Below are 22156 nucleotides of genomic sequence, written 5' to 3' on the forward strand. Positions count from 1 at the left end.
TGGGGGCCGCGATGGATGCAACGGGGACTGCGCGCCAAGCCGCTCAGGCGTCGCGGTCCTCCCAGTCGACCTTCTTCATCAGGTGGTGCACCCCGGGGGCGAGCAGCAGGCCGGTCACGGCAATCACCACCAGGCCGCAGTAGAGGGCGTAGATCCCCGCGAAGAGCTTGCCGGGCTCGGAGAGCTCGACTGCCACGGGCCCCATCCCACCCAGCAGCATGGCGCTGTTCAGGAAGGCGTCGAGCCAGGTCATCCCCTCGAAGTGTCGGTAGCCCACCATCCCGATCACCAGGGAGAGGGCGAGCACGGCGAACGACACGACCGAGTGCAGCAGTTGCCGTCGGTAGAAGCGACGGCGATTGGGCTGGGCGACGCTCGACGCCGTCATGTCGGCGCCTCCTCGCGACGGAGCAGAAAGCCGACCCCGCGTATCGTCTGGAGGAGCGGCACGCCAGCCGCTGCATTCAGTTTGCGTCGCAGATTGCCCACGTGGACGTCGATCACATTGCTCTCGGGGTCGAAGTGAATGTCCCAGACCTTCTCGAGCAGGGTGGTTCTTCGGATCACTTCTTCGGCGTGCAGCAGGAAGAACTCCAGCAGCTGGAACTCCTTCGGCGTGAGGTCGAGCGGGGTCCCATGGGCGGTCGCTCGATGCTGCAATCGATCCATTCCCACGCAGTCATACTGGAGCGCGTCGAGTCGCTGTGCGCCGCCTCGACGGGTCAGCGCCCGCAGCCGTGCGAGCAACTCGTCGAAGCGGAACGGCTTGGAGAGATAGTCATCCGCCCCGGCGTCGAGCCCGCGGACCACGTCCTCCGGGGCATCGCGGGAGGTGAGCATGAGGATCGGCGTGGTTCGGCCCTCCCGCCGCAGCTCGATCGCCACCTGGAAACCGTTCTTCTTCGGCAGCATCACGTCGAGCAGGATCGCGTCATAGTCGCCCACGTGGGCCAGCAGCGTCGCCTCCTCCCCATCGACCGCGACGTCCACCGTGTATCCCTCTTCCTCGAGGCCGTGCTTGATGAAGGAGGCAACCTTCCGCTCGTCTTCCACGACCAGCAGCTTCATGAGTGGGTGCTCCAGGTCATGGGGACTTCCGGGCAATCGGAAGGTCGAGGTGGAAGAGCCCGGCGCCAGCGCGGGGCATCGTGTCGAGGTCCCCGCCCAGGAGGCGGGCCAATCGTCGCGAGAGCGGCAGCCCGAGCCCCACGCCCTGCTTCTCCCCCTCGGCGGTGGTCACGTACACGTCGAAGATCCGCTCTGCCTCCTCCTCGCGGATGCCGGGGCCCTCATCCTCCACGAGATAGCGAACCATCTCGCCCTCGGGGCGGACGGAGAGGCGCACCCGGGTCCCTGCCGGACTGTACTTGATCGCGTTGGTCAACAGGTTCATCAGGATCTGCTCCACGCGACTCGCATCGGTCTCGATCGTGGGCACGCCCTCGGCGAGCTCGAGGTCAAGGCGGATGCGCTTGGCCTGCGCGGCGGGGGTCACCCGTCCGGCCGCACGGTGGGCCAGCGCGACGGCGTCGACCCGCCGCACGACCGGCTTGAGCCGATCCTCGTCGAGTCGGCTCAGGTCGAGGAGGTCGCTGATCAGGTCGATGGCCTGCTGGGCGGCGTCATACACCTCGAAGGCCTCGCGCGGAGCCGTCGCGCGATCCTGCTTGCGAACCAGCAGCTCGGACCAGCCATACACGGCGGCGAGGGCATTGCGCAATTCGTGGTTGACCATCGCGAAGAACCGCTCGCGGGTCCGTTGCAGGAGATGGACTTCGGCCAGCAGCTGCGCGCTCTCTTCGTGCAGGCGCGCGTTCTCGACCGCCGCCGCCGACATGGCGGCGAGCAGGATGGCGACGTGCTCGTCATCGGCGGTGAACTGGTCGTTCCCCTGCTTCTCGGTGAGGTACAGATTGCCGATGATGCCACGGCGGCCGGTGATCGGGACGCCGAGAAAGGAGTGCATGGGAGGGTGATGCGGGGGAAAGCCGTGGGAAGCGGGGTGGCGCACCAGATCGGGCAGGCGAATGGGGCGCCCCTCTCGCAGCAGGAGCCCGAGCACGCCATGCCCCACGGGAGGCGGGCCCATCGCCTCGCGTTCCTGGTCGCTGATGCCATGGGTGACGAACCGCTCGAGGACTCGACCATCCGGCGCCAGGACGCCGATGGCCGTGTAGCGCGCACCGATCACCTCGGCAGCGATCGCCACGACGCGGTGCAGCACGCCGTCGAGTGACGCCTCCGAGGTCAGGGCGAGCCCGGCCAGGACCAGTCGCTCCAGTTGATCGTTTTCCGGCATGGCAGGGGTGTTCGTGGGCGTCGCCTCCGTGAGTGTCTGGTGCCGACTGCCTTGTGCTGGCGATGAAGAAAGCTTCATCCCCGGCCCATCCTCCCTTCCCGTGCCACCGTGCACTTTTCCTGCGTGAACGTCTCCGTCTTACCCTTGCCGTGCGGGAGTCCCGAGATGTCGCTTCGCGATGGCGACGCAGCGACGGCAGGTTCAGGGTCGCATCCACGCTCCGTCGATGCCGGGCCGCGCTGGGGCTGGCGGAGCTTTGACCACCGTCCGCGGCAATGGCACGAGGCCCTTCGCCACGCCCTCCCGACCGGGTGGGGTCAGATGCGATCCGAAACTTATCTCCTGTCGCGACGGTCCACGAGTCTGGTGAAGCTCCAGCAGGGCCGAGTGGACGTCAAACGGAGGATGGCGACGGAGCCAAACGGACTGGAAGCCTGGCAAACAGTGCGGCGGGTGGGGTTTCCGATCCCACCCGAGGACATCGCGGCACTCTGCCGCTGCTGGCAGGTCGACCCCCCAGGCCCGTCCCGGGTGGTTGCGACGCTCGACGAGTTCCATGCCCTTCTGGCACAGCAGCTTCCCGAGGTGCACGTCCTTCCGGCCAGAAGCTGGTGGCGCGAGTATGGCCTGCTTGGGTGTCTGGTGCAGCGGCGCACAATGTTGGTGCGCGGGACCGTGCTCGAGATGCTGGCTGTCGAGCACCCGGAACTGGTCACCCTTCGCACCGCGCTGCAGGCGATGCAATTGACGGAGGTGCCACACACCTCGTCCCGGACGGCGTTGCGGCACTTGCTCGGGTGGCCAACGCATGACGGTCACCTGGAGTGACGGCCCCGATCGCGCGAACCGGGAATGATTCGACGACTAATCCGGTCCCCATTCCGTGGCCGTGTTGGCGGTTGCCGATCACGCGTCCTTGGTAGTGATTGCACACCGGCGCGTGAGTATCGCTTCCGTGGTGATGCTCGAATCACGCTGACCTCTGGGAGCTGCTCATGCGCAGGTTCGCCATTCTCCTCGCCATCTCGTCGACTTCGGCGATGTCGCTCGCCGCGCAGCAACTCGCCACGTCGACGACCCCCCTTCGTGAGTGCGGCGCGTGCGTGGCCTCGCTTGCCGTCGGCATTCATCAGGTGCCTGCGGACACCGGTCGCCTCAGGGCGATCGAATACAGCGATGCGTACGCCGTCCGGTTGAAGATCCATCGCATCGCCAGTTACGCGGAGTTGCCGCTCTTCGCGGCAGAGTACTTCCTTGGCGAGAAGTTGCTGCGTGACCAGCGCAACGGAGTGAACCAGGGTGGCGAGGACGGCGGGAACCGATCCAGCGCGCGTGGCGCGCACTCGGCGGTGGCAGCCGGACTCGGGGTGCTCTTCACCGTCAACACCGTCACGGGCGGCTGGAATCTCTACGAGTCGCGGAAGGATCCCTCGGGACGGACTCGCAAGTGGATCCACACCATCGCCATGCTCGCGGCCGATGCCGGATTCCTGTGGACCGCTGCGGCGGCCGAAGGGGCGCGCGAATCGGATGCCGGCGCGCGGACGCACCGCACGCGGGCCATCGCCTCGATCAGTCTCGCGACGGCCTCCACCGTGATGATGTGGCTCTGGAAGGATTGATGCTCGCCACGCTGATCGACACGCTCACCCGCTGGTGTGCGCCATGGCAGGCGTTCTATGCCGATTCCCGACTGACCGAGATCGCGGTCACTTCGGTGCACGTCGTGGCGATGCTGCTTGGCGGCGGCTTCGCCGTCGCGGCGGACCGACTCACGCTGCGCACGACGCGGCGCGAGACGGCCGACCGGATGGCGATGCTTGAGGAGCTGCAGTCGGTGCACCGGCCGGTGAAGATCGGATTGGCGGCGCTGTTCGCGAGCGGGGTGGCGCTTGCGGCTTCCGATGTCGAGACCTTCTCGGCCTCGCCCGCGTTTCTGGTGAAACTGGCGTTGGTCGCGCTTCTCTCGGTCAACGGGCTGGTCATGTTGCGTGCCGAGCGGTTGCTCCGGCGCGATCCGACCGACGCGCGATGGGGAACGTTGCGCCGGGTGAGTTGGTTCTCGCTGATGCTCTGGATCAGCACCGCCGTCGTCGGGGTCGTGCTGGTCAATGCGGCGTGAGTGCGCTGCACCGACGTCGGTCCTCCACCATTGTCCTGCCCTGAGGTTGCCGTGAACGAGAGCAGCGAACACAACGATGACGCCGCCTGCGAAGGCTGCGAATTGACCCGGCCCCGCCGGGAATTCCTGAAGGAGATCGGCTTGGCCGCGATGGGCGCGTTGCTCCTGGCCGGCATCCCGGCCGAGGTGGCCGCGGCGATGGAGCCGCGTCGCGTCACGGCCAGCGGCCGCGTCGGGGCCGATCCGACCTATCCGGTACCGGCCGCCGACGGCGTGCAGATCGACAAGGTGAACGAGGTGATCCTGGTTCGCTGGCAGAACAGTGTCTGGGCCTTCAACCTCTCCTGCCCGCACCAGCGGACGGCGTTGCGGTGGACCGAGGCCAAGCACGAGTTCCAGTGTCCGAAGCACAAGTCGCGCTACCAGCCCGACGGCACCTTCATCGCCGGCCGCGCCACCCGCAACATGGATCGCTTCTCGATCACCCGGACCGGGACCGACGTCATCGTGCACGTCGGGGCGATGCACAAAAGCGACGCGGACCAGTCAAGCTGGTCCGCGTCGGTGGTGAAACTCTGATCGGAATCGCGCGGCGCCCTAGCGCGCCCGGCCCAGCCGGCGATCTTCCGGGTCCGTGGTAAACCGGCCGCGCACGATCAGGGCGACGCTCTTCCGGAAGATCGAGGCGCTCGGGAAGGGCAATGCGGACTGCGTGGCGGAGCACCCAGGCGGCGGTGAGCAGTTCTTGCCCGGCGCGCAGGGGCCGCCGTTGAAGTTGATGCGCCGACCATACCCGCCATTCGGCAGCTGGAAGCGGAGCACCAGCTCGGGCTGACGGTTTCGCGTCACCAGCTGCGCGTTCGGCAGCGGACCGATGTCAAACTGGAAGGTGACCAGCCGATCGACACCGCCGGTGCCTTCACTCTCGCCCCCCAGGAACGCGATCGCCGAGGCGCTGAACGACTGCGTCTGCGGCGCGCCCGTCGTGGCGTTTTTCACCACGCGCTCGGCCACCAATGTCATCGGGTACGCGATCGGACCGCTCTGCCCAGGCGTTGCCTCGGCCGAGAGGTACAGGCCGATGGAACGCACCAATCCGCCGCCACCCACCGGACCGGGAATGGTGAAGTAGTACGCGGCGATGTCGTCCCGAAACGCGGCGGGGGTGCAGGCGTTGATGGTCGTGTAGGCGGAGGAATGCGTCGCGGTGTAGAAGAGCTCCGCGCCCCCCGGCGTCGACTGCAGCGAGGCGCGCAGTTGATTCTCCCCTTCGCCAGGCACCCAGGTGACCGAGGCACTCCCGTCGGCCCCGGTGGGGGTCGTGGCCGTCAGCGGCGCGCCGTTCACGGTGGCACCCATGGCGCCGCCTGGTGTCCAGAAGACCGGGACACCAACCTGCGGGTTGTTGAATTGGTCGGTGACCCGGACGGTCGGCGTCGGGCTGACCGCACCGCCGTTCACCTTGCCATACGCCGTGGGGCCGACCGCCACAAACCGCAACGCGGCACCGGGTGCGACATCGAAGAGGTTGCTCCCCGTGGTGCTGGACACGAGCCCCGCGTCGCCGAGCGTGGCAGAGGCGGCGAATCGATAGCCCGTGGCCGCCTGCAGGATCGTGGTGCTGAAGGTGGCCACCCCGTTGACCGCATTGGTGACCTTTGTCGTGGCACCGCCGTCAAAGCTGTTCTTGTTCAGCGATAGCGTCACCGGGTTCGACGCGGTCGGCACGATCGTGCCCAAGTCGGAGCGCACCTCGACGCGGGCGGGGATCAACGCACCGGCGCTGTAATTGCCCGCGGCCGGTTGGGTGAAGACGAGGCTACTTGCCCCATACGCGGCGATCAGCCAGCTCGGCACCTCCGGGACAAACTCGATCACGGTCGGGTCGAGGTTGGCCGGTGGCGTGAGCGTCGCAGTCAGCTTGGTGTACGCGGTGCGGAGGTCGGACGTCGTGCCGAAATTGATGCAGCCGACGGCCGCAGTCCCGGCGGCGTTGGTGGCGGCGTCGGCGCCGCAGACCGAGGCGTTGCCCGGCTTCGCGCTGTAGGGCGCCACGGTGGACGGTGCCGTCGTCCAGGCGGCGGTGACGCCCGGAATCGGCGTCCCCTGGCGGGTCTTGACCGTGATCGTCGGGAGGCCCGCGCCGGTGCGGGTCGTGCCGACGGTGCCATCGATCGTGGTCACGAGGAGGGCGTCGCGGACGAACTCGCTGGTCGACCCGCCGACGCCGCCCGAGGCGAAGAGCTGCGGGTCAACCGGCTCGAACGGCGAGAACTCGCTGGTCGCGCCGCCGATGCCGCCGCTGCCCGCGAGGCGACCGGCAGCGGCGAGCGGTGCGGGGCGCACCACGCTCGCCAGCGCGTCGAGGAGCCGACCACCCCAGCTCGACGGCATCGCGGCCGAGGTGATCGCTCCGCACGCGAGCGTCATCTCCGGCGGAATGTTGACGCGCGGGAGCACCTCGAAGGTGGCCGGGTTCTTCTGGTGGCCGAGCACCAGCCGCGCCAGCAGCGAGTCGATTTCATTCGCCGGCACGTTGATGAGTTCTACGGGATCCGGGCAGACGCCGACGATCGCCTTCGTGCCCGGCTTCAGCGTCTGGGCAGGCGACACCGTCCACTCATAGATGAACGCGTACTTGTCGAGCGGCGTCGTGAGGGCGTTCGGGTCAGTGAGCCGGCGCGCCGTCACGATGGTGTTCTCGACGACCGCATCCGGCGGGAACTGGGCTCCGGACTGGCGGTCCAGCGTCTGCAGCGTGGTCATCGGGTCGCCGACGTGCACGACCCACGTCTCCTTGGGGTTCGCGATCCCGGCGTCGATGCCGACGTAACAGAAGATCTGGTTCAGCACCGAGGCGAGGGTCGCCGGCGACAGCGCCACCTGCTGGTTCGCGTCGTTGGCGAGGAGGAAGTCGACCAACTCGAACGCCTTCGCCTTGGCCAGCGTCGCATTGTTCGCGTTCGTCGCCTGCACGACGGCGTTCCAGGTGCTCGTGGCGGTGAAGCTGTTGGCGAGCGACGAGAAGCCGCTCGACAGTGCGCCCTGGATCTGCACGGGGTCCGCCGTGCACGCGGCAGCGTCCGCCGCGCGGCCGCGCGTCGGGACGGCGCCAGTGGCCTGATCGGCCAGCGAGGCGGAGTCTCCGCATGCCGTGGCAAACAACAGCACCGCGAGCAGCGGCAACCGGGTGGAACGGAACACGACGCCTCCAGGGGGAATCAGAAGGGAGTGCGGTGGGATGGACGCCGAGCGTGCCGCCGCGGCGATTCATCCTGCCACCCCCAATGGCGATTGATATACGCCACAGTCGAAAGGTCCGCAATGGTGTTGCGCACGCGTTACACCCCTGTGGGCCAGTCGCGACGGGGCATTTCCCGGGTCCCGGATGCCAAACGCCCCACCCGGTGGGGGGTGGGGCGCCGTGGGATCCGCTGGCCGGTGCCGGCTAGTTGGCGAGCAGCTTCTTGAAACCGGGAGTCTCGGCGATCGGGCGATACCACCACCCCGGGTAGGCCGCGAGCGCCTTCCGCCGATCGTCGCTCTTGGACAGATAGGTCTTCAGGTCGGCCAGGGCAGCCGTCGTGTCGCCGCGGAGCGCGCCGACGAAGGCCGCGAACTGTGGCAGTTCGAGATTGGGGTCGATGTCCGGGTTGCCGCGCGACCGGTCGACCACCCGCTTGGCACTGTCGCCGAGGCCGGCGCGCGCGAGCACCGCCGCCACCAGCAGGTCGCTCTTGAAGCGCTCGAACTGCTGCTGCGGCTTCGGCGCCATCGCCGTGATCGAGTCGGCCAGCTTCCACGCGAGCGGGACGTCCCACTCCTTCTTCTTCGACGTCTCGAGGTAGAGCTTGCAGCGCGGCGCCTGGGACGAGGCGGGGTAGCGGCGCTGCATCTCGTCGCACCAACGCGTGGCAGTTGTCCACTCCTCCGTGTCATACGACGCGAGGATGAGCCGGTTCAAGACCACCTGCGCGTTGCTGAGGAAGGCGTCGGCCTCCCATGCCTTCTCGGCAGCCCGGTAGATGTCCGCGGGTGAGACTTCCGGAATCGCGTAGTAGAGGTGTGAGAGCGACGCCCACGCCCCGGCCTGATTGGGGTTGAGCTCCGTCGCCTTCTCGAGGTCGGCGCGCGCCGCCGTGAGCAACGCCGACTGCTTCTCCTTCTCGGCGTCGACCTTCACGAGGTAGCGCCAGTACTGCAGGTTCCCGCGCAACTCGAGCGCGTTCGGGTCCTGCGGCTGCAGCGCCAGCGCCCGGTTGATGTGCGCGAGGCCCGCGTCGATCGGCGCCTTTGCCTCGAGCGGGTCGGCATTCCGCCGTGAGGTCTCGTACGCCAGCCGGGCCCGTCCGATGATCGGGTCGGGCCACTTCGGGTCGAGCGTCTCCGCCTGCGCGAACAGCGTGTCGGCCTGGGCGCGGATCAGCAACGCACTGTCACCCTTCGTGGCCGCTGCCTGCTTCCGGAGCCGCTCGGCGCGCTGCACCAACAACCACGCGTCGTTGTTCGACGTGGCTCGGCGTTGTTCCTTCAGCAGCACTTCGCCGCCGATGCGCTCACGGATCAGGGTAGCCACTTCGGTCACAGTCGAATCACGCACCGCCGCGAAGTTGCGGCCATCGACCGTGAAGCTCTTGGGGTCGCCGAAGTCGACGCCGGAATTGCCGTCGATCAACCGGATCGTGATCTTCGTCTTGTCGCCCTGCTGGTCGAGCGTCCCCTGACCAGCGTCCCCGCGTTCAACGCCTTGCCGATGTCCTCGGGCGGGATCGAGTCATTGCCGCGATACTGGCCGACACCACCCGCGGAGATCACGGCGAGGCTCGGGATGGTGTTCAGGTTCTCGATCAGCGCTTCGGTCAAACCATCGGCGAGCGTGGCGAGTGAATCGCCAGTCTGGAAGTAGAGCACCGCGATCCGCTTCTTGGACAGCCCGCCGCTGTCGGCCAGCGGCACCGGCTTGCCACCCGCCGTCAGCTTGTACGCCCCGAATCCTCCACCAACCAAGACCAGCAGCGCGATCGCGAGCACCATCGGCCGCTTCCAGAGCGGCACCGGCATCGGAGCGGCGACCCCGAAGGCGCTCGTCATCCCGCTGGTGGTGCGGCGCGCGGTCGTGTGCCGCATCGTCATCATGCGGGTCGACGTTGCGCCCGCCGGCATCGGCGCCGCGACCAGCAGGGCGGCAAACGCCGCCGCGCTCTGGGGCCGATCGGCCGGCGACTTCCCCAGCGAGCAGAAGATCGCGTACTCGACTTCCTCGGGTACGGACTGCCGGATGATCCGGAGCGACGGCACCTGCTCCATCACGTGCTTCGCGAGGATCGCCGAGGCGTTCTTCCCGCTGAACGGCGGCTCGCCGGCGAGCATCTCGAACAGCATGCAGCCGAGCGAGTAGATGTCGGCGGTGACGCCGACCTTCTCGCCCATCCCTTGTTCCGGCGCCATGTAGGTCGGCGTGCCGAGGGCCATGCCGGTCTGCGTCAGTTGCTGCGCGCCATCCTCGACGGCGCGGGCAATGCCGAAGTCGGCCACCAGCGCGTGGCCGCCGCTGAGCAGAACATTCTCCGGCTTGATGTCGCGGTGGATGACCTGCTGCTTGTGGGCGTACTCGAGGGCGTCGGCCACTTCGAGCGTGATCTGCAGCGCATCCTCGACGGAGAGCTGGCCCTCGCGGTCGAGCCGGTCGCGCAGCGACTCCCCCTCGACGAACGGCATGACGTAGTAGAGCAGCCCGTCGGAGACGCCCGAGTCATACATCCCGAGGATGTGCGGGTGCTGCAGGCGCCCGGCTACCCGGATCTCGCGCTCGAAGCGCTCGCCGCCGATCGAGGCGGAGAGGTCCGGGTGGAGGACCTTCACGGCCACCTTGCGGTCGTGCTTGATGTCGCGGGCCAGGAAGACCGTGGCCATGCCCCCACGGCCAAGCTCCCGCTCGAACGCATAGCGATCGGCGAGGTGGGTCTGCAGTCGTTCGAGGGTGGTATCGGCCAAGCTGGAGGCCTCGGGCCGGAGAGGGTTGAGAGCTAAAGGATAAGTCCGGCCCCGAAGAACGCGCCAGCGGTGGAGGGGCCAATCCGCCGCCGGAGGCTCGATTCCGGGTACCCCCGCTTAGCTTTCCCCTGCGGCCACTTTGCCGTCCTTCGTCCCCGGCACGAGTGAGTTCGCATGAGCGCCTACAAGACCCTGCAGCGTCGCCTGACCCTTGGCGGGCGCGAATACCATTTCGTCACCTGTGAGGGTCAGCGGGCCAATCCGTCGCGCAATCACCCCGAGGTGCCCCCCACCTGGGCGCTGATGGCCGCCGGCAAGCGCTGGACGGTCATGCCGGAGCTGGCGGATCAGGACGAGGCCGAGATCGACCGCCAGTTGCTGGCGTGGCTGGGCGAGCACATGGGCAGCGAGCCGGGGATCATCGCCGACCGGGGCGATCCGGCCAGCGGCCGGAAGGGCTAGCCCCCGCCGCCGCCGCGCCCTGCGGCGGCGGGTAGCTCCGGCATCCCATCGAAAAAGGTGACCACCCCGGTCTCCAGCGAATACTCCGCGCCCACGACCAGCAGTCCATCCTCCCGAATCAACTGTTCCAGGATCTCCGAGCCATGACGCAAGTGGTCGGCGGAGGCGCGGATGTTGGCGCGGACCGCTTCGGCCACCAGGGCGTCGTGGTCCTGCGCGAGCGGCGTGTCGAGGAGCGACTCGACCGACGGCCGCACCAGGTCGACAATCGCCCGGATGTTGCGCGAGTGGGTTGAGCTCGGCGAGGGGTGCTGCAGTTCCTCGATGGTCGCCACGATCGCTCCGCACTGGGAATGGCCCAGGACCACCACCAGCCGGGTGTGAAACCGCTCGGCCGCGAACTCGACGCTCCCGACCAGCGAGGGGGCGACGATGTTGCCGGCGACCCGGATCACAAAGAGATCGCCGAGTCCCTGGTCGAAGACGATCTCGGCCGGGACCCTGGAATCGGCGCAGCCGAGGATGATGGCGAACGGCTCCTGACCCTCGGTCAGCTCCGCTCGGCGCGCCTGGTGGAGCACCGGCGCGCCGCCGCTGACGCTGGTGTTGAAGCGGAGATTGCCGGCCCGGAGTCGGGCGAGGGCTTCGTGGGCAGGGATCATGGAGGAAGGGTACTACCGCGGCGGGGTGGGCGGTGAGGGGATGGTCCGAAGTTCTCCGGAGGGAACGACGAACGGCCTGGTGAGAGTAGGTTCTCGCCAGGCCGCCAAAAGTGTCGATTTTCAATACACTTTGCTGGTCACTTATTGATCAGCCCTTCGCGCTATTGCCCGCTACTTCGTCGGCGTCGTCTTCAGGAAGTCGTCGAGCAGAGACCGGTGGGCCAGGTACTCGGGGCGCTTCAACGCGACCTCGGTATCGAAGTGTTGTCGGAACGCGAGTCGCGCCGCGCGCCCGGCAGCGACGTTCCCCTGATAGTCCGCGATGAGGGCGCGGAGATAGTCGACCAGGAGGTGATTCTCCGCGCTGGCGACGATCGTGTCGACCTGCGCCACTGCACCAGGGAAGTGACCGACCTGCGCACGCAGCAAGGCGAGGTGAAAGCGCAAATCGTTGTTGCGATCGGCGGTCGGGAGATTGGTGAAGGCCTGCTCCATCATCGGGAAGAACCGGACGACGGTGGCGGTGTCGCCCGACTGCACCGACGCCTGGATCCGATCGGCCAATCGCAGGAATTGCTCTTGGGGACTGAGGTTCGAGAGATCTGGCGGGGTGCCATCCGATACCACGGCACCACTCGGCGACGTGGTCTCACCGCTGGTGACGGTTGGACTCGGACGCGATGCGGCCCACCCCAACGCCGCAATCGCCGCGACCCCGATCATCGCCGGTATGGTCCAGCTGCGCGTCCCGCGCGCGGTGACCACGCTCGGTGTGTCGGGGGCCGACGGTTGCGCGTCACCACCGAAACTCGTCCCACAATTCGCGCAGAACATCGCACCCGGCGCCGCCACGATGCCGCATTGCCGACACGCCGATTCGGCGATTGCCGTGCCGCAGCTCTCGCAGAATTTGCCGTGGACCGATGCGCCGCACTGGGGACAGGATGTCGAAGATGAATGGTGCAATGGGCCTCCGCCGCATCAACTGATTGACCTGAATCATTCACGGGGCACGCTGAAATTCGGCCCGCAATCTGCTTTGCGTACAAGTGTACAAAGAATGCACACCGATTCCGATACTCGCGGGTTGTTGCCTCCGTAACTGACCGGACAGAACCACGTCGGCGAACCCCTCGCCGACTCGATGCACGATCTGAGGGAAGGGATGACCGAACCGGCTCGTCAACTCCACCCCGCCTACGAGATGCCCCGCCACCCTGAACTGGTCCGGGCGCCTCAAGTATCGACGGCGGTCGATGCTCCCCCGAGCACCGCGGGCCGGCCGACGCCAACGCCGTCAGCGACCGACGCTGCGCGCCGGGGCCGTTGGAAGATCTGGGGCTGGACCTTTGGCGTGGCGTTGCCGTTGGCTGCCGTGAACCTGATCGGTGCCCCGTACTACCTGGAACCGATGGCCGAGCGGGTTCGCCATCCGTGGCACGCCATGCTCCGCCCGTCGGGGACCGTCGGCCTGACCGCCGGGATCATCGCGGTCGCGATCTTCATTTTCCTCTGGCTCTACCCGCTCCGGAAGAAGTACAAGCGCCTCGCCTTCCTCGGCTCGCTCGGCAAATGGATGGATGTTCACGTCGCCACGGCCCTGGCGATGCCCCTCCTGTTGGCGATTCATGCGACCTGGCGCGCCGATGGCGTGATCGGACTCGGGCTCCTCTCGATGATGGTCGTGATCGCCAGCGGCGTGATCGGCCGCTACCTCTACGTCCGGATTCCGCGCGCCCGGAATGGCGTCGAGCTGACGCGCGAGGAAGTCGCCGGGCGGCGGCGCGAATTGATCGGTGAGCTGGCCGAGACGACCGGACTCGGCGTCGACGTGGTCGAACGCACGCTTGCGGTCGGGGCGCCGGTGGAGGCCGAACAGAGCCTCGGCAAGATCTTCCTCCGACTGCTCGCCGACGATCTCACGCGGTGGCGCCGCACCTCGGAGCTGCAGCGCCGGTGGGCCGGTGTCGCGCCTGCCGGCCGGCCGCTGAGCAAGGCTGCGCTCGGCGAGGCGGTGCGCCTGGCGTCGCAGGAGATGTCGCTGGAGCAGCAGTCGCGCATGCTCGAGGCGACCCATCGGGTCTTCCGGTTCTGGCACGTGGCTCACCGTCCCTTCGCGGTGACGGCAATGGTTGCGGTCATCATCCACATCGTCGTCGTCCTCGCCGTCGGCGTGGTGCGGTACTAGGCCGCGACCATGGAATCCCTCGCGACCCTCCTCGCCTTCGTCCTGATCACCGGGCTCGCCATCCGCATGCACCTGCGCGCAACGGCGAAGGCCGGCGGCGGGTCGGCCATGATGCCGAATTGTCCGCGGTGCGGCACGGCGCTCCACGTCGGGGCGATGCGGTGCCGTCAGTGCGGTGCGCCGCAGCAGGCCTACGAACTGGTCTCGGCGCCGGTCGTCGAGGGGGAGCTCGCGGCCGGGAGCGGGGCGCCCAAGGCGATGGTGCGAGCCGATGTCTGCGTCGGCTGCGGAACGTGCGTGGACGCCTGCCCGGAGCCGGGCGCGATCACCATGCACAAGAAGCTTGCGGTGGTGGATGACGCGCTGTGCAAGGGCCACGGCGAATGCGTGGCGGCCTGCCCGGTCGGTGGCATCCTGGTGACGACGGGCGCGGCGGTGAACCGGGTCTCGGTCCCGCTGGTCAATGCCAACTTCGAGAGCAATCTCCCCGGCCTCTACATCGTCGGCGAACTCGGCGGACGCGGGCTCATCAAGAACGCCGTGAACGAGGGCCGACTGGCGGTCGAACACATCGCGTCGACGCTGGCACCGGCGACGGCCGACGAACGCGATGCGGTCGACGTGCTGATCGTTGGCAGCGGTCCGGCCGGCCTCAGCGCCGGTGTCGAGGCGATCCGCAGCGGGCTCAAGTACGTGATGGTCGAGCAGGGCTCGTTGTCGGAGAGTGTGCGGAAATATCCGCGCCACAAGTTGCTGCTCGCGGAACCGATCCAGATGCCGCTCTACGGCAACCTCTGGGTCGCGGACACCTCCAAGGAGGCGTTGCTTCGCGCGTGGGAGAGCATCGTGGCGAGCAGCGGGCTCCAGGTGCGCACCGGTGAGCGCGTCCTGAAGGTCACGCCCGAAGGGACGCTCTTCGACGTCGAGACGTCGGCCGGCCGCTATCGGACGCGCCGCGTGGTGCTCGCGATGGGGCGCCGTGGCTCACCGCGGAAGCTCGGCGTGGTCGGCGAGGAACTGAGCAAGGTCGTCTACGAGATCGTCGAGATGGAGCAGTTCGCCGGGCGGCGGGTCTTGGTGGTCGGTGGCGGCGACAGCGCGATCGAATCAGCAGTGGGTCTCGGGAATCAGGATGGCACCACGGTGCAGCTCTCCTACCGTGGTGAGTCGTTCCCACGGATCAAGCCGCGGAATCAGGAGAAGCTCGATCGGGCGGTGGCGGCCGGGCGGATCACCTTGCTGCTGCAGACGCAGCTGCGCGAGGTGCGCGCCGAGGTGGCGGTCCTGGAGGGGCCGGCCGGCGCGATGATCATCCCGAACGATGACGTGGTGATCCGGATCGGTGGTGATGCGCCGTTTGCATTCCTCGAGCAGATCGGCGTGCGCATCGTGCAGAAGGACGTGCCGATCCCTCGCGACGTCGAGAAGGTGAGCTGATTGCGCTGGCTTCGGTGGCTTGGGCTGGTGGTTCTGTTGCTGCCGGGACGAGTGGATGCGCAGATCTCGCCGGGTGCGCTGGCGAAGGCGCACCAGGCGCTCGAAGGGGCGACCAAGTGCTCGCAGTGCCATGGCCCCGCGAAGGACGCGATGCCACGACTCTGTCTGAGTTGCCACAAGGAAGTGACGCTGCTGGTGTCGCAGGGGCGTGGGTATCACGCGCGCGAGGCGAAGACGTCGGGGAAGAGCTGCGCGTCGTGCCATCCGGACCATGCCGGTCGCGAGTTCGCGATGATCGCCTGGCCGGCCGGCGGCCGCGACCGCTTCGATCACCGCGGCGCGGGGTGGGCGTTGGAGGGGAAGCATGCGCCGCTCGCCTGCGCCAAGTGTCACGTGGCGAAGTACCGGACCGACCCGGCGGCGCTGATCTCGCCGCGAAAGGGATCACCGGGGTGGATGGGGCTGGAGACGGCCTGCGCGTCATGCCACGCCACGGACGACCCGCACCAGAAGTCGCTGGGGCCGAAGTGCGAGAAATGCCACACCGCCGAAGCATGGGATCCGGCCCCGAAATTTGATCACATGAATTCCCGATATCGTCTGACGGGGGCCCATGAGCAGGTGACCTGCAACGCCTGTCACCTCGCGCCGACACTCCGTATTGCACCGGATGCCACGGGGAAGCGGAACCCCCTGTACCGCCCCCTGCCGTTCGCCGAATGCTCGAGTTGCCATGCCGACCCGCACAAGGGACGGCTGTCATCGAAATGCAGTGATTGTCACGTTACGCAGGGGTTTGATGTGCTCGATCGTCGCGGCTTCAACCACTCGCTGACTCGCTACCCACTCCTTGGCAAGCATCGCCAGGTGGGTTGCGACGCATGTCACGGGCGGGACATGGCGAAGCCACGACCGGTCTCCACCACCTGCACCTCCTGCCATGCCGACCGGCATGCCGGGGAGGCGACGCTGGCCGGCGCGGTGGTCGACTGCGCCGCCTGCCATCGCGTCGAAGGCTTCGCCCCATCGACCTTCACCGTGGCCCAGCACGGCACGGCGCGGTACCCGCTCGGCGGCAAGCATCGCGTGGTCCCCTGCGCCTCCTGCCACAAGGCGACCAAGGCGCCCGGGGCTGCCGCGGCGGCAAGCGTGACGCACCTGCGGGTCGCCTTCGCCACCTGCACGTCGTGCCACGTCGACGCACACGGCGCGCAGCTCCCCGGGACGGCGTGCGAGAGCTGCCACAGCGATCTCGGCTGGAAGGAGCTCCGGTACGATCGGGCCACGCACAGCACGACGACACTGCCCCTCGAGGGACGGCACGCGGCGATTGCCTGCACGGATTGCCACTCGGCGTCCCGCAGCGGCCTGCCGACCTTCGCGAAGACGACCGCGCTCGGTACCGCTGGCCTCCGGTTCAAACTGCCAGAGACCCGCTGTGCCGCGTGCCACGCCGATCCGCACGCCATTGCCGGCGAGACGCGCCGTCGTGACACGACCCTCACCTGCGGCGACTGCCACTCGGCGACGACGTTCCGCCCGTCGACGGTCGGGATGGAATCGCATGCGCGGTTCTCGTTTGCCCTCGAAGGCGCCCATCGCGCGGTGCCCTGTCGAGAGTGTCACAGCGGACTGCCGGCGTCGAGCGGCGTTGCGACGGGCCGGGCGTCGCTCGTCGGGGCGTCCAGGACGATGCCACGGGTGGCGCTGGGCGTGCCGAAGGGCACCAGCTGCGCCAGCTGCCATCAGACTCCGCACGGCACGCAGTTCGACGCGAGGGCCGACAAGGGCCGGTGCGAGGCGTGCCACACCAGCGATCGCTTTGTCGGGACGCTCCGCTTCGATCATGAACAGCAATCGGCGTTTTCGCTCAAGGGGGCACATGCCACGGTTCCCTGCGCCAAGTGTCATCGCACCGAGCAGGTTGGTGGAACCGCACGGGTGATCTATCGGCCCGTCGCCACGAGCTGCGAGAGTTGTCACAAGGCCAAGCCGGCCGGAGGGGTGCAATGACACGCGTCTTGCTGCGCGGCCTGTCGGCCGCCGTGGTGCTGCTGTCGCTCCTCGTTGGCCGCGCCCCGGCGCAGTCCGGCGCCAATCCGCACGGTCCGGCGATCGGGGCCTGCGCCACCTGCCATCGTCCCGAGGGGTGGAAGCCGGTGCGGATCGCAGCCACGTACCGGCACGCCGAGCGGACCTTTCCGCTCGACGGGGCGCACGCGACGGCGACGTGTACCGCCTGCCATACGACCTTGGAGTTCTCGAAGACCAAGGCCACCTGCGCGTCATGCCATCAGGACGTCCACCGCAGCGAGCTCGGCACCGAGTGCGCGCGATGCCATACCACGCGCAGCTTCACCGACCAGGCGCGGCTCTCCCGCCTGCACGAGGAGAATCGCTTTCCGCTCCGCGGGGCGCACGTGGCGACGGCCTGTGAGGCGTGTCACACCCCGACCAGCGCCGGGCAGCCCCAGTTCGCGAATCGTCCGTCGACCTGCATCAGCTGCCACCGCGCGGACTACGACAAGGCGGCGGCGCCCAAGCACTCGGCCGCGGGGTTCCCCACCAACTGCCTCACCTGCCACAGCGAGACCGCCTGGCGAGGCGCCCCGTTCGACCACCAGACGACCCAGTTTCCGCTGACGGGGGCGCACTCGGCGACCCAGTGCGCCAGCTGTCACGCGGACGGTGTCTATCGCGGCAAGCCGACGACCTGCATCTCCTGCCATCAGCCGCAGTTCGACCAGACCACGATGCCGGCGCACCGCGCGGCCGCCTTCTCCACCGATTGCACCACCTGCCACACCACCACGGTATGGCGCGGGGCGACCTTCGACCACAATACGACCACCTTCCCGCTGACCGGTGGTCACCAGGCGACGCAGTGCGCCGCCTGCCATACCGATGGCGTCTTCAAGGGGAAGGCAACCAGCTGCGTTTCCTGCCATCGCCCGAATTTCGACCAGACCAAGACGCCGCCGCACGGCGCGGCCGGTTTCTCGACCGATTGCACCACCTGCCACACGACCAGTCGCTGGCTCGGGTCGCCGTTCAATCACACGACGACGCGCTTCCCGCTTACGGGTGGACACCAGCCGCTGACCTGCGCCTCCTGCCACGCTGACGGCGTGTACAAGGGGAAGGCGATGACCTGCGTGTCGTGTCACCGGCAGAACTTCGACCGCACGACCGTGCCGCCGCACGTGGCGGCCGGCTACTCCACCGACTGCGCCAGCTGCCACAACTCGACGGCCTGGCTCGGTGCCGGCTTCAATCACAACACCACCCGCTTCCCGCTGACCGGCGGGCACCAGGCGGTGACCTGCGCGTCGTGCCATGCCGATGGCGTCTACCGCGGCCGGTCGATGACCTGCGTCTCCTGCCATCGGCAGAGCTTCGATCAGGCGCGGACCCCGCCGCACGCGTCCGCCGGCTTCTCGACCGAGTGCACCACCTGCCATACCACCACCCGGTGGCAGGGGGGGACGTTCAACCATTCGACGACGCAATTCCCGCTGACGGGCGGACACCTCACCGCGACCTGCGCCTCGTGTCACGCCGACGGCGTGTACCGCGGCAAGTCGCAGAACTGCGTGTCGTGCCATCGCACCAACTACGATGCCACCCGGACCCCGGCCCATGCGGCGGCGGGGTACACGACGGACTGTACCGCCTGTCACACCACGACCCAGTGGCTCGGCGCGACGTTCAACCACACCACGACCCGCTTCCCGCTGACCGGCGGGCACCTCACGGCGACCTGCGCGTCGTGTCACGCCGATGGCGTGTACCGGGGCAAGCCGACGACGTGCATCTCGTGTCACCGGACCAACTATGACGCCACCCGGACGCCGGCCCATGCGGCCGCGGGGTACTCGACCGACTGCACCACCTGCCACACGACGACGCAGTGGCTCGGCGCCAACTTCAATCACAGCACGACCCGCTTCCCGCTGACCGGTGGCCATCTCACGGCGACGTGCGCCTCCTGTCACGCCGATGGCGTCTATCGGGGCAAGTCGACGGCGTGCCTGTCGTGTCACCAGGCCGACTTCACGCGCACCACCACGCCGCCGCACGCGGCCGCAGGTTTCGCAACCGATTGCACCACCTGCCATACCACGACCCGGTGGCAGGGCGCGACCTTCAACCACGGGACTACGCGATTCCCGCTGACTGGCGGTCACCAGGCGGCGTCGTGCGCTTCCTGCCACGCCGACAACGTTTACCGCGGCAAGTCGATGACCTGCGTCTCGTGCCACCGCACTGACTATGACGGTACGCGGACGCCGGCACATGCCGCGGCAGGCTACTCCACCGACTGCACCACCTGTCACACCACCACGCGGTGGCAGGGTGCGACCTTCAACCACAGCACCACGCGGTTCCCGCTGACCGGCGGCCATCTCACGGCGACGTGCGCGTCCTGTCACGCCGATGGCGTCTATGCCGGGAAGTCGACCACCTGCGTGTCGTGTCACCGCACCAACTACGACGCGACCCGGACCCCGGCGCACGCGGCGGCCGGCTACTCGACCGACTGCACCACCTGCCATACCACCACCCAGTGGCTTGGCGCGACGTTCAATCACAGCACGACGCAATTCCCGCTCACCGGGGCCCACCAGGCCGTGAGCTGCGCGAGCTGCCACGCCGACGGTGTCTATCGCGGCAAGCCGACGACCTGCATCTCGTGCCACCAGACGGACTTCAGTCGGACCACGACGCCCCCGCATGCCGCGGCCGGCTTCTCAACGACCTGCACGACCTGCCACACGACGACGCGGTGGGAGGGGGCGACCTTCAACCATGGCACGACTGCGTTCCCGCTGACCGGCGCGCACATCACGACCAGCTGTGCCACGTGCCACCTGAACAACGTCTATCGCGGCTTGCCGGCGACCTGCATCTCCTGCCACCAGCAGGACTACACCTCGGCGACCAATCCGTCGCACTCGGGGTCGGCGTTCCCGACGACCTGTGCCACCTGCCACACCACGACGCGCTGGCAGGGTGCGACGTTCGACCACGACGGCCCCTACTTCCCGATCTATTCGGGCAACCACCGCGGGCGTTGGGCGAGCTGTGCCACCTGCCACACGGCCCCGGGCAACTACGCGGTGTACACCTGCATGAGCTCGGGCTGCCATTCGCGCACCAGCACCGATTCCGAGCATCGCGGGCGGAGCGGGTATCAGTACGTCGCGACCGCCTGCTACTCCTGTCACCCGCGGGGTCGCTCATGAGCAATCGACGGAGCCACTTCAGGGTGGTGGCGATGGTGATCCTCGGTCTCGGACTCCCCTCGGTGTGCCTCACTGCGCAGATCACGAAGACGCCGAAGACGACCCCGAAGAGTGCACCGAAGCCCACGCCGGCCTCCGCCGCCAAAGGCACCGCGACGAAGCCCGCGGCCGAGCCCGCGAAGACCCTGGTCACGCCGCCTCCCGGTCCTCCGCGGAGCTGGGCGGCGGTGACCTACGTCAGCGGTTCGACCATTTATCTGGAGGTCGGCAGCAAGCAGGGCGTCAAGGAAGGGACGATCTTCACGGTCGTGCGCGCCGGGCAGACGATCGGCGAACTCTCCGCGAGCTTCGTCTCCTCGAGCCGCACCGCCTGCGCGGTCACTCGGAGCAGCAGCGCAATCACGGTGGGCGATTCGGTCTCCTATGTCCCCGTCGTGGTGGAACAGGTGCCAACCACGCTCACCGCCGCGGGGAGCCGGCCCGTCACGCGTGCGGGGACTCGTCGGTCCCCAGTGCGCGGGCGGGTCGGACTCCGCTACCTGACGATCAATCAGCCTGGTGGCAGCACCCTGCGGCAGCCGTCGGTCGACTTGCGGCTCGACGGCGCACAGATCGGCGGGTCATCGATGGGACTTGCCGTCGATGTGCGGATGCAGCGCACCAGTGTCACCGGCGGCTCGTCATCCGCCACCTCGGCACCAGCCGGGGCGACCCGCGTCTACCAGGCGGCGCTGATCCGGCAGAGCTCGCCGACCGGAACCCGACTCGCCATGGGTCGCCAGTTCGCGACCGTCCTCTCGCCGATCGGCATCTTCGATGGCGTTGCCCTCGACGTGAATGGCAGCAAGTGGAGCGGCGGCGGCCTCGTTGGCACCATGCCCGATGGCGGCAGCTTCGCGCCGTCGGCGGCGACCACCGAGGCCGGGCTCTGGTTGCAGCGGCACAGCGCCCAGGGGAGTGCATCGCCGTGGAGTGCGACGGTCGGCGCCATCGGCTCCTACAATCGCGGCGAAATCGATCGCGAGTTCGCGTACCTGCGCGGGACGCTCAACACGCGGGTGGTCTCGATCTACGCCGCCGAGGAGATCGACGTCAATCGCGGCTGGAAGCGGCAGGCCGAGGGGTCATTCGCGACCTTCACCTCCACCGTATTGACCGCCCAGGTGAGCATGAGCCGAGCGCTGTCGATCTCGGGCGGCCTCGACTCGCGCCGCAGCGTCCGCCTCTACCGCGACTTCGTCAATCCCGAAATTGCCTTTGACGACGCGCTGCGGCAGGGCCAGTGGGGCGAAGTCTCGCTGCGCCCCTCGCGTCATTTCCGGTTGAGCAGCGACATCCGCTCCAGTGGCGGGGGCTCGGAAGGGAAGTCCCAGGCCTTCACCGCTTCCGCGTCGGCGACGCAACTGACGCCCCTCGGCCTCGGCCTCCGTGCCCGCACCACCCAGTACACCGGCGCGATCACCGAAGGGCGGCTCTCGTCCGTGGCGGTCGAAGTCGCCCCCGGGCAGGCCGTCCGCCTCTCGCTCAACGCCGGTGTCCGAACCAGTCTCATGCCCTCGGCCGGCCTCCCTGCCACCCGCCTCACCTGGGCCGGTGGTGACCTCGACGTCGCCGTGGGCCGCTCGCTCTACATCATGCTCTCCACCTACCGCGAGTCCGGAACGGCTTCGGCGTCGGTGCAGACGTATGCGGCGGTGACCTGGCGGTTCTAGCGAGAAGCGAGAAGCGACCAGCGACCAGTGACCA

At 68.2% G+C, this 22156-nt stretch carries 18 protein-coding genes; 10 read left to right on the plus strand and 8 right to left on the minus strand.

Annotated elements, in window-relative coordinates; all coding sequences use genetic code 11:
• Positions 1 to 43 precede the first annotated feature (43 nt).
• Genes IPG05_15510 through IPG05_15520 form a run of 3 tightly spaced genes read right to left on the minus strand, consistent with a single transcriptional unit; the run spans position 44 to position 2299 of the window.
• Positions 44 to 388, minus strand: a complete 345-nt coding sequence (locus IPG05_15510) for a hypothetical protein (protein MBK6496484.1) — start codon at positions 386 to 388, stop codon at positions 44 to 46.
• A complete protein-coding gene (locus IPG05_15515; protein MBK6496485.1) occupies positions 385 to 1068 on the minus strand; it encodes a response regulator transcription factor in 684 nt (227 codons plus the stop codon). The genes IPG05_15510 and IPG05_15515 overlap by 4 nt, the downstream gene beginning before the upstream one ends.
• Positions 1069 to 1084: 16 nt before the next feature.
• Positions 1085 to 2299 (minus strand): GAF domain-containing sensor histidine kinase, encoded by a 1215-nt coding sequence (locus IPG05_15520; protein ID MBK6496486.1) that lies wholly within the window; start codon positions 2297 to 2299, stop codon positions 1085 to 1087.
• Positions 2300 to 2830: 531 nt separating this feature from the next.
• Here IPG05_15520 and IPG05_15525 point away from each other — a divergent pair.
• The 4 genes from IPG05_15525 (at position 2831) to IPG05_15540 (ending at position 5000) form a co-directional block, all read left to right on the plus strand.
• On the plus strand, positions 2831 to 3127 hold the full coding sequence (locus IPG05_15525; protein MBK6496487.1) for a hypothetical protein: 297 nt from the start codon (positions 2831 to 2833) through the stop codon (positions 3125 to 3127).
• Between the two features lie 167 nt (positions 3128 to 3294).
• Positions 3295 to 3921 carry a hypothetical protein gene (locus IPG05_15530; protein ID MBK6496488.1) on the plus strand — a complete coding sequence of 209 codons (627 nt, stop codon included), beginning with the start codon at positions 3295 to 3297 and terminating at the stop codon, positions 3919 to 3921.
• On the plus strand, positions 3921 to 4421 hold the full coding sequence (locus tag IPG05_15535) for a hypothetical protein (protein ID MBK6496489.1): 501 nt from the start codon (positions 3921 to 3923) through the stop codon (positions 4419 to 4421). The genes IPG05_15530 and IPG05_15535 overlap by 1 nt, the downstream gene beginning before the upstream one ends.
• A 102-nt stretch (positions 4422 to 4523) precedes the next feature.
• Positions 4524 to 5000 (plus strand): Rieske (2Fe-2S) protein, encoded by a 477-nt coding sequence (locus IPG05_15540; protein MBK6496490.1) that lies wholly within the window; start codon positions 4524 to 4526, stop codon positions 4998 to 5000.
• Positions 5001 to 5018: 18 nt separating this feature from the next.
• Here the strand turns inward: IPG05_15540 and IPG05_15545 are convergent, their stop codons facing one another.
• The 3 genes from IPG05_15545 to IPG05_15555 form a co-directional block, all read right to left on the minus strand.
• Entirely contained in the window at positions 5019 to 7625 is a 2607-nt protein-coding gene (locus IPG05_15545; protein ID MBK6496491.1) for an Ig-like domain-containing protein, read from the minus strand.
• A 244-nt stretch (positions 7626 to 7869) separates the two neighbouring features.
• Positions 7870 to 9096 (minus strand): hypothetical protein, encoded by a 1227-nt coding sequence (locus IPG05_15550; protein ID MBK6496492.1) that lies wholly within the window; start codon positions 9094 to 9096, stop codon positions 7870 to 7872.
• A complete protein-coding gene (locus tag IPG05_15555) occupies positions 9093 to 10415 on the minus strand; it encodes a protein kinase (protein ID MBK6496493.1) in 1323 nt (440 codons plus the stop codon). Before IPG05_15555 ends, IPG05_15550 begins: the two co-directional genes overlap by 4 nt.
• A 174-nt stretch (positions 10416 to 10589) precedes the next feature.
• On the opposite strand from IPG05_15555, the gene IPG05_15560 reads away from it, so the two are divergent.
• Entirely contained in the window at positions 10590 to 10877 is a 288-nt protein-coding gene (locus IPG05_15560) for a hypothetical protein (GenBank protein MBK6496494.1), read from the plus strand.
• Here the strand turns inward: IPG05_15560 and IPG05_15565 are convergent.
• Both IPG05_15565 and IPG05_15570 read right to left on the minus strand, forming a co-directional pair.
• On the minus strand, positions 10874 to 11539 hold the full coding sequence (locus tag IPG05_15565) for a carbonic anhydrase (GenBank protein ID MBK6496495.1): 666 nt from the start codon (positions 11537 to 11539) through the stop codon (positions 10874 to 10876). The two genes, IPG05_15560 and IPG05_15565, sit on opposite strands and share 4 nt — an antisense overlap.
• A gap of 171 nt (positions 11540 to 11710) precedes the next feature.
• Positions 11711 to 12505: a zinc ribbon domain-containing protein gene (locus IPG05_15570; protein ID MBK6496496.1), complete on the minus strand. Its 795-nt coding sequence runs from the start codon at positions 12503 to 12505 to the stop codon at positions 11711 to 11713.
• A 199-nt stretch (positions 12506 to 12704) separates the two neighbouring features.
• Between IPG05_15570 and IPG05_15575 the strand changes: the two genes are divergently transcribed.
• The 5 genes from IPG05_15575 to IPG05_15595 are packed head-to-tail and all read left to right on the plus strand — an operon-like array spanning position 12705 to position 22122.
• Positions 12705 to 13727, plus strand: a complete 1023-nt coding sequence (locus IPG05_15575; GenBank protein ID MBK6496497.1) for a hypothetical protein — start codon at positions 12705 to 12707, stop codon at positions 13725 to 13727.
• A gap of 9 nt (positions 13728 to 13736) precedes the next feature.
• Positions 13737 to 15164 carry an NAD(P)-binding domain-containing protein gene (locus tag IPG05_15580; protein ID MBK6496498.1) on the plus strand — a complete coding sequence of 476 codons (1428 nt, stop codon included), beginning with the start codon at positions 13737 to 13739 and terminating at the stop codon, positions 15162 to 15164.
• On the plus strand, positions 15165 to 17177 hold the full coding sequence (locus IPG05_15585; protein ID MBK6496499.1) for a cytochrome c3 family protein: 2013 nt from the start codon (positions 15165 to 15167) through the stop codon (positions 17175 to 17177). It abuts the gene before it with no gap.
• Positions 17174 to 20410 carry a hypothetical protein gene (locus IPG05_15590; GenBank protein ID MBK6496500.1) on the plus strand — a complete coding sequence of 1079 codons (3237 nt, stop codon included), beginning with the start codon at positions 17174 to 17176 and terminating at the stop codon, positions 20408 to 20410. The genes IPG05_15585 and IPG05_15590 overlap by 4 nt, the downstream gene beginning before the upstream one ends.
• A complete protein-coding gene (locus tag IPG05_15595; protein ID MBK6496501.1) occupies positions 20407 to 22122 on the plus strand; it encodes a hypothetical protein in 1716 nt (571 codons plus the stop codon). Before IPG05_15590 ends, IPG05_15595 begins: the two co-directional genes overlap by 4 nt.
• Positions 22123 to 22156 lie beyond the last annotated feature (34 nt).

Source organism: Gemmatimonadota bacterium, from assembly GCA_016704275.1.
Classification (GTDB): Bacteria; Gemmatimonadota; Gemmatimonadetes; order Gemmatimonadales; family GWC2-71-9; genus Palsa-1233.

Coding starts and splice junctions, on each gene's coding strand:
- IPG05_15510 (MBK6496484.1), bottom strand. CDS start 388: ATGACGGCGTCGAGCGTCGCCCAGCCCAATCGCCGTCGCTTCTACCGA.
- IPG05_15565 (MBK6496495.1), bottom strand. CDS start 11,539: ATGATCCCTGCCCACGAAGCCCTCGCCCGACTCCGGGCCGGCAATCTC.
- IPG05_15595 (MBK6496501.1), top strand. CDS start 20,407: ATGAGCAATCGACGGAGCCACTTCAGGGTGGTGGCGATGGTGATCCTC.
- IPG05_15520 (MBK6496486.1), bottom strand. CDS start 2,299: ATGCCGGAAAACGATCAACTGGAGCGACTGGTCCTGGCCGGGCTCGCC.
- IPG05_15580 (MBK6496498.1), top strand. CDS start 13,737: ATGGAATCCCTCGCGACCCTCCTCGCCTTCGTCCTGATCACCGGGCTC.
- IPG05_15515 (MBK6496485.1), bottom strand. CDS start 1,068: ATGAAGCTGCTGGTCGTGGAAGACGAGCGGAAGGTTGCCTCCTTCATC.
- IPG05_15560 (MBK6496494.1), top strand. CDS start 10,590: ATGAGCGCCTACAAGACCCTGCAGCGTCGCCTGACCCTTGGCGGGCGC.
- IPG05_15530 (MBK6496488.1), top strand. CDS start 3,295: ATGCGCAGGTTCGCCATTCTCCTCGCCATCTCGTCGACTTCGGCGATG.
- IPG05_15575 (MBK6496497.1), top strand. CDS start 12,705: ATGACCGAACCGGCTCGTCAACTCCACCCCGCCTACGAGATGCCCCGC.
- IPG05_15590 (MBK6496500.1), top strand. CDS start 17,174: ATGACACGCGTCTTGCTGCGCGGCCTGTCGGCCGCCGTGGTGCTGCTG.
- IPG05_15535 (MBK6496489.1), top strand. CDS start 3,921: ATGCTCGCCACGCTGATCGACACGCTCACCCGCTGGTGTGCGCCATGG.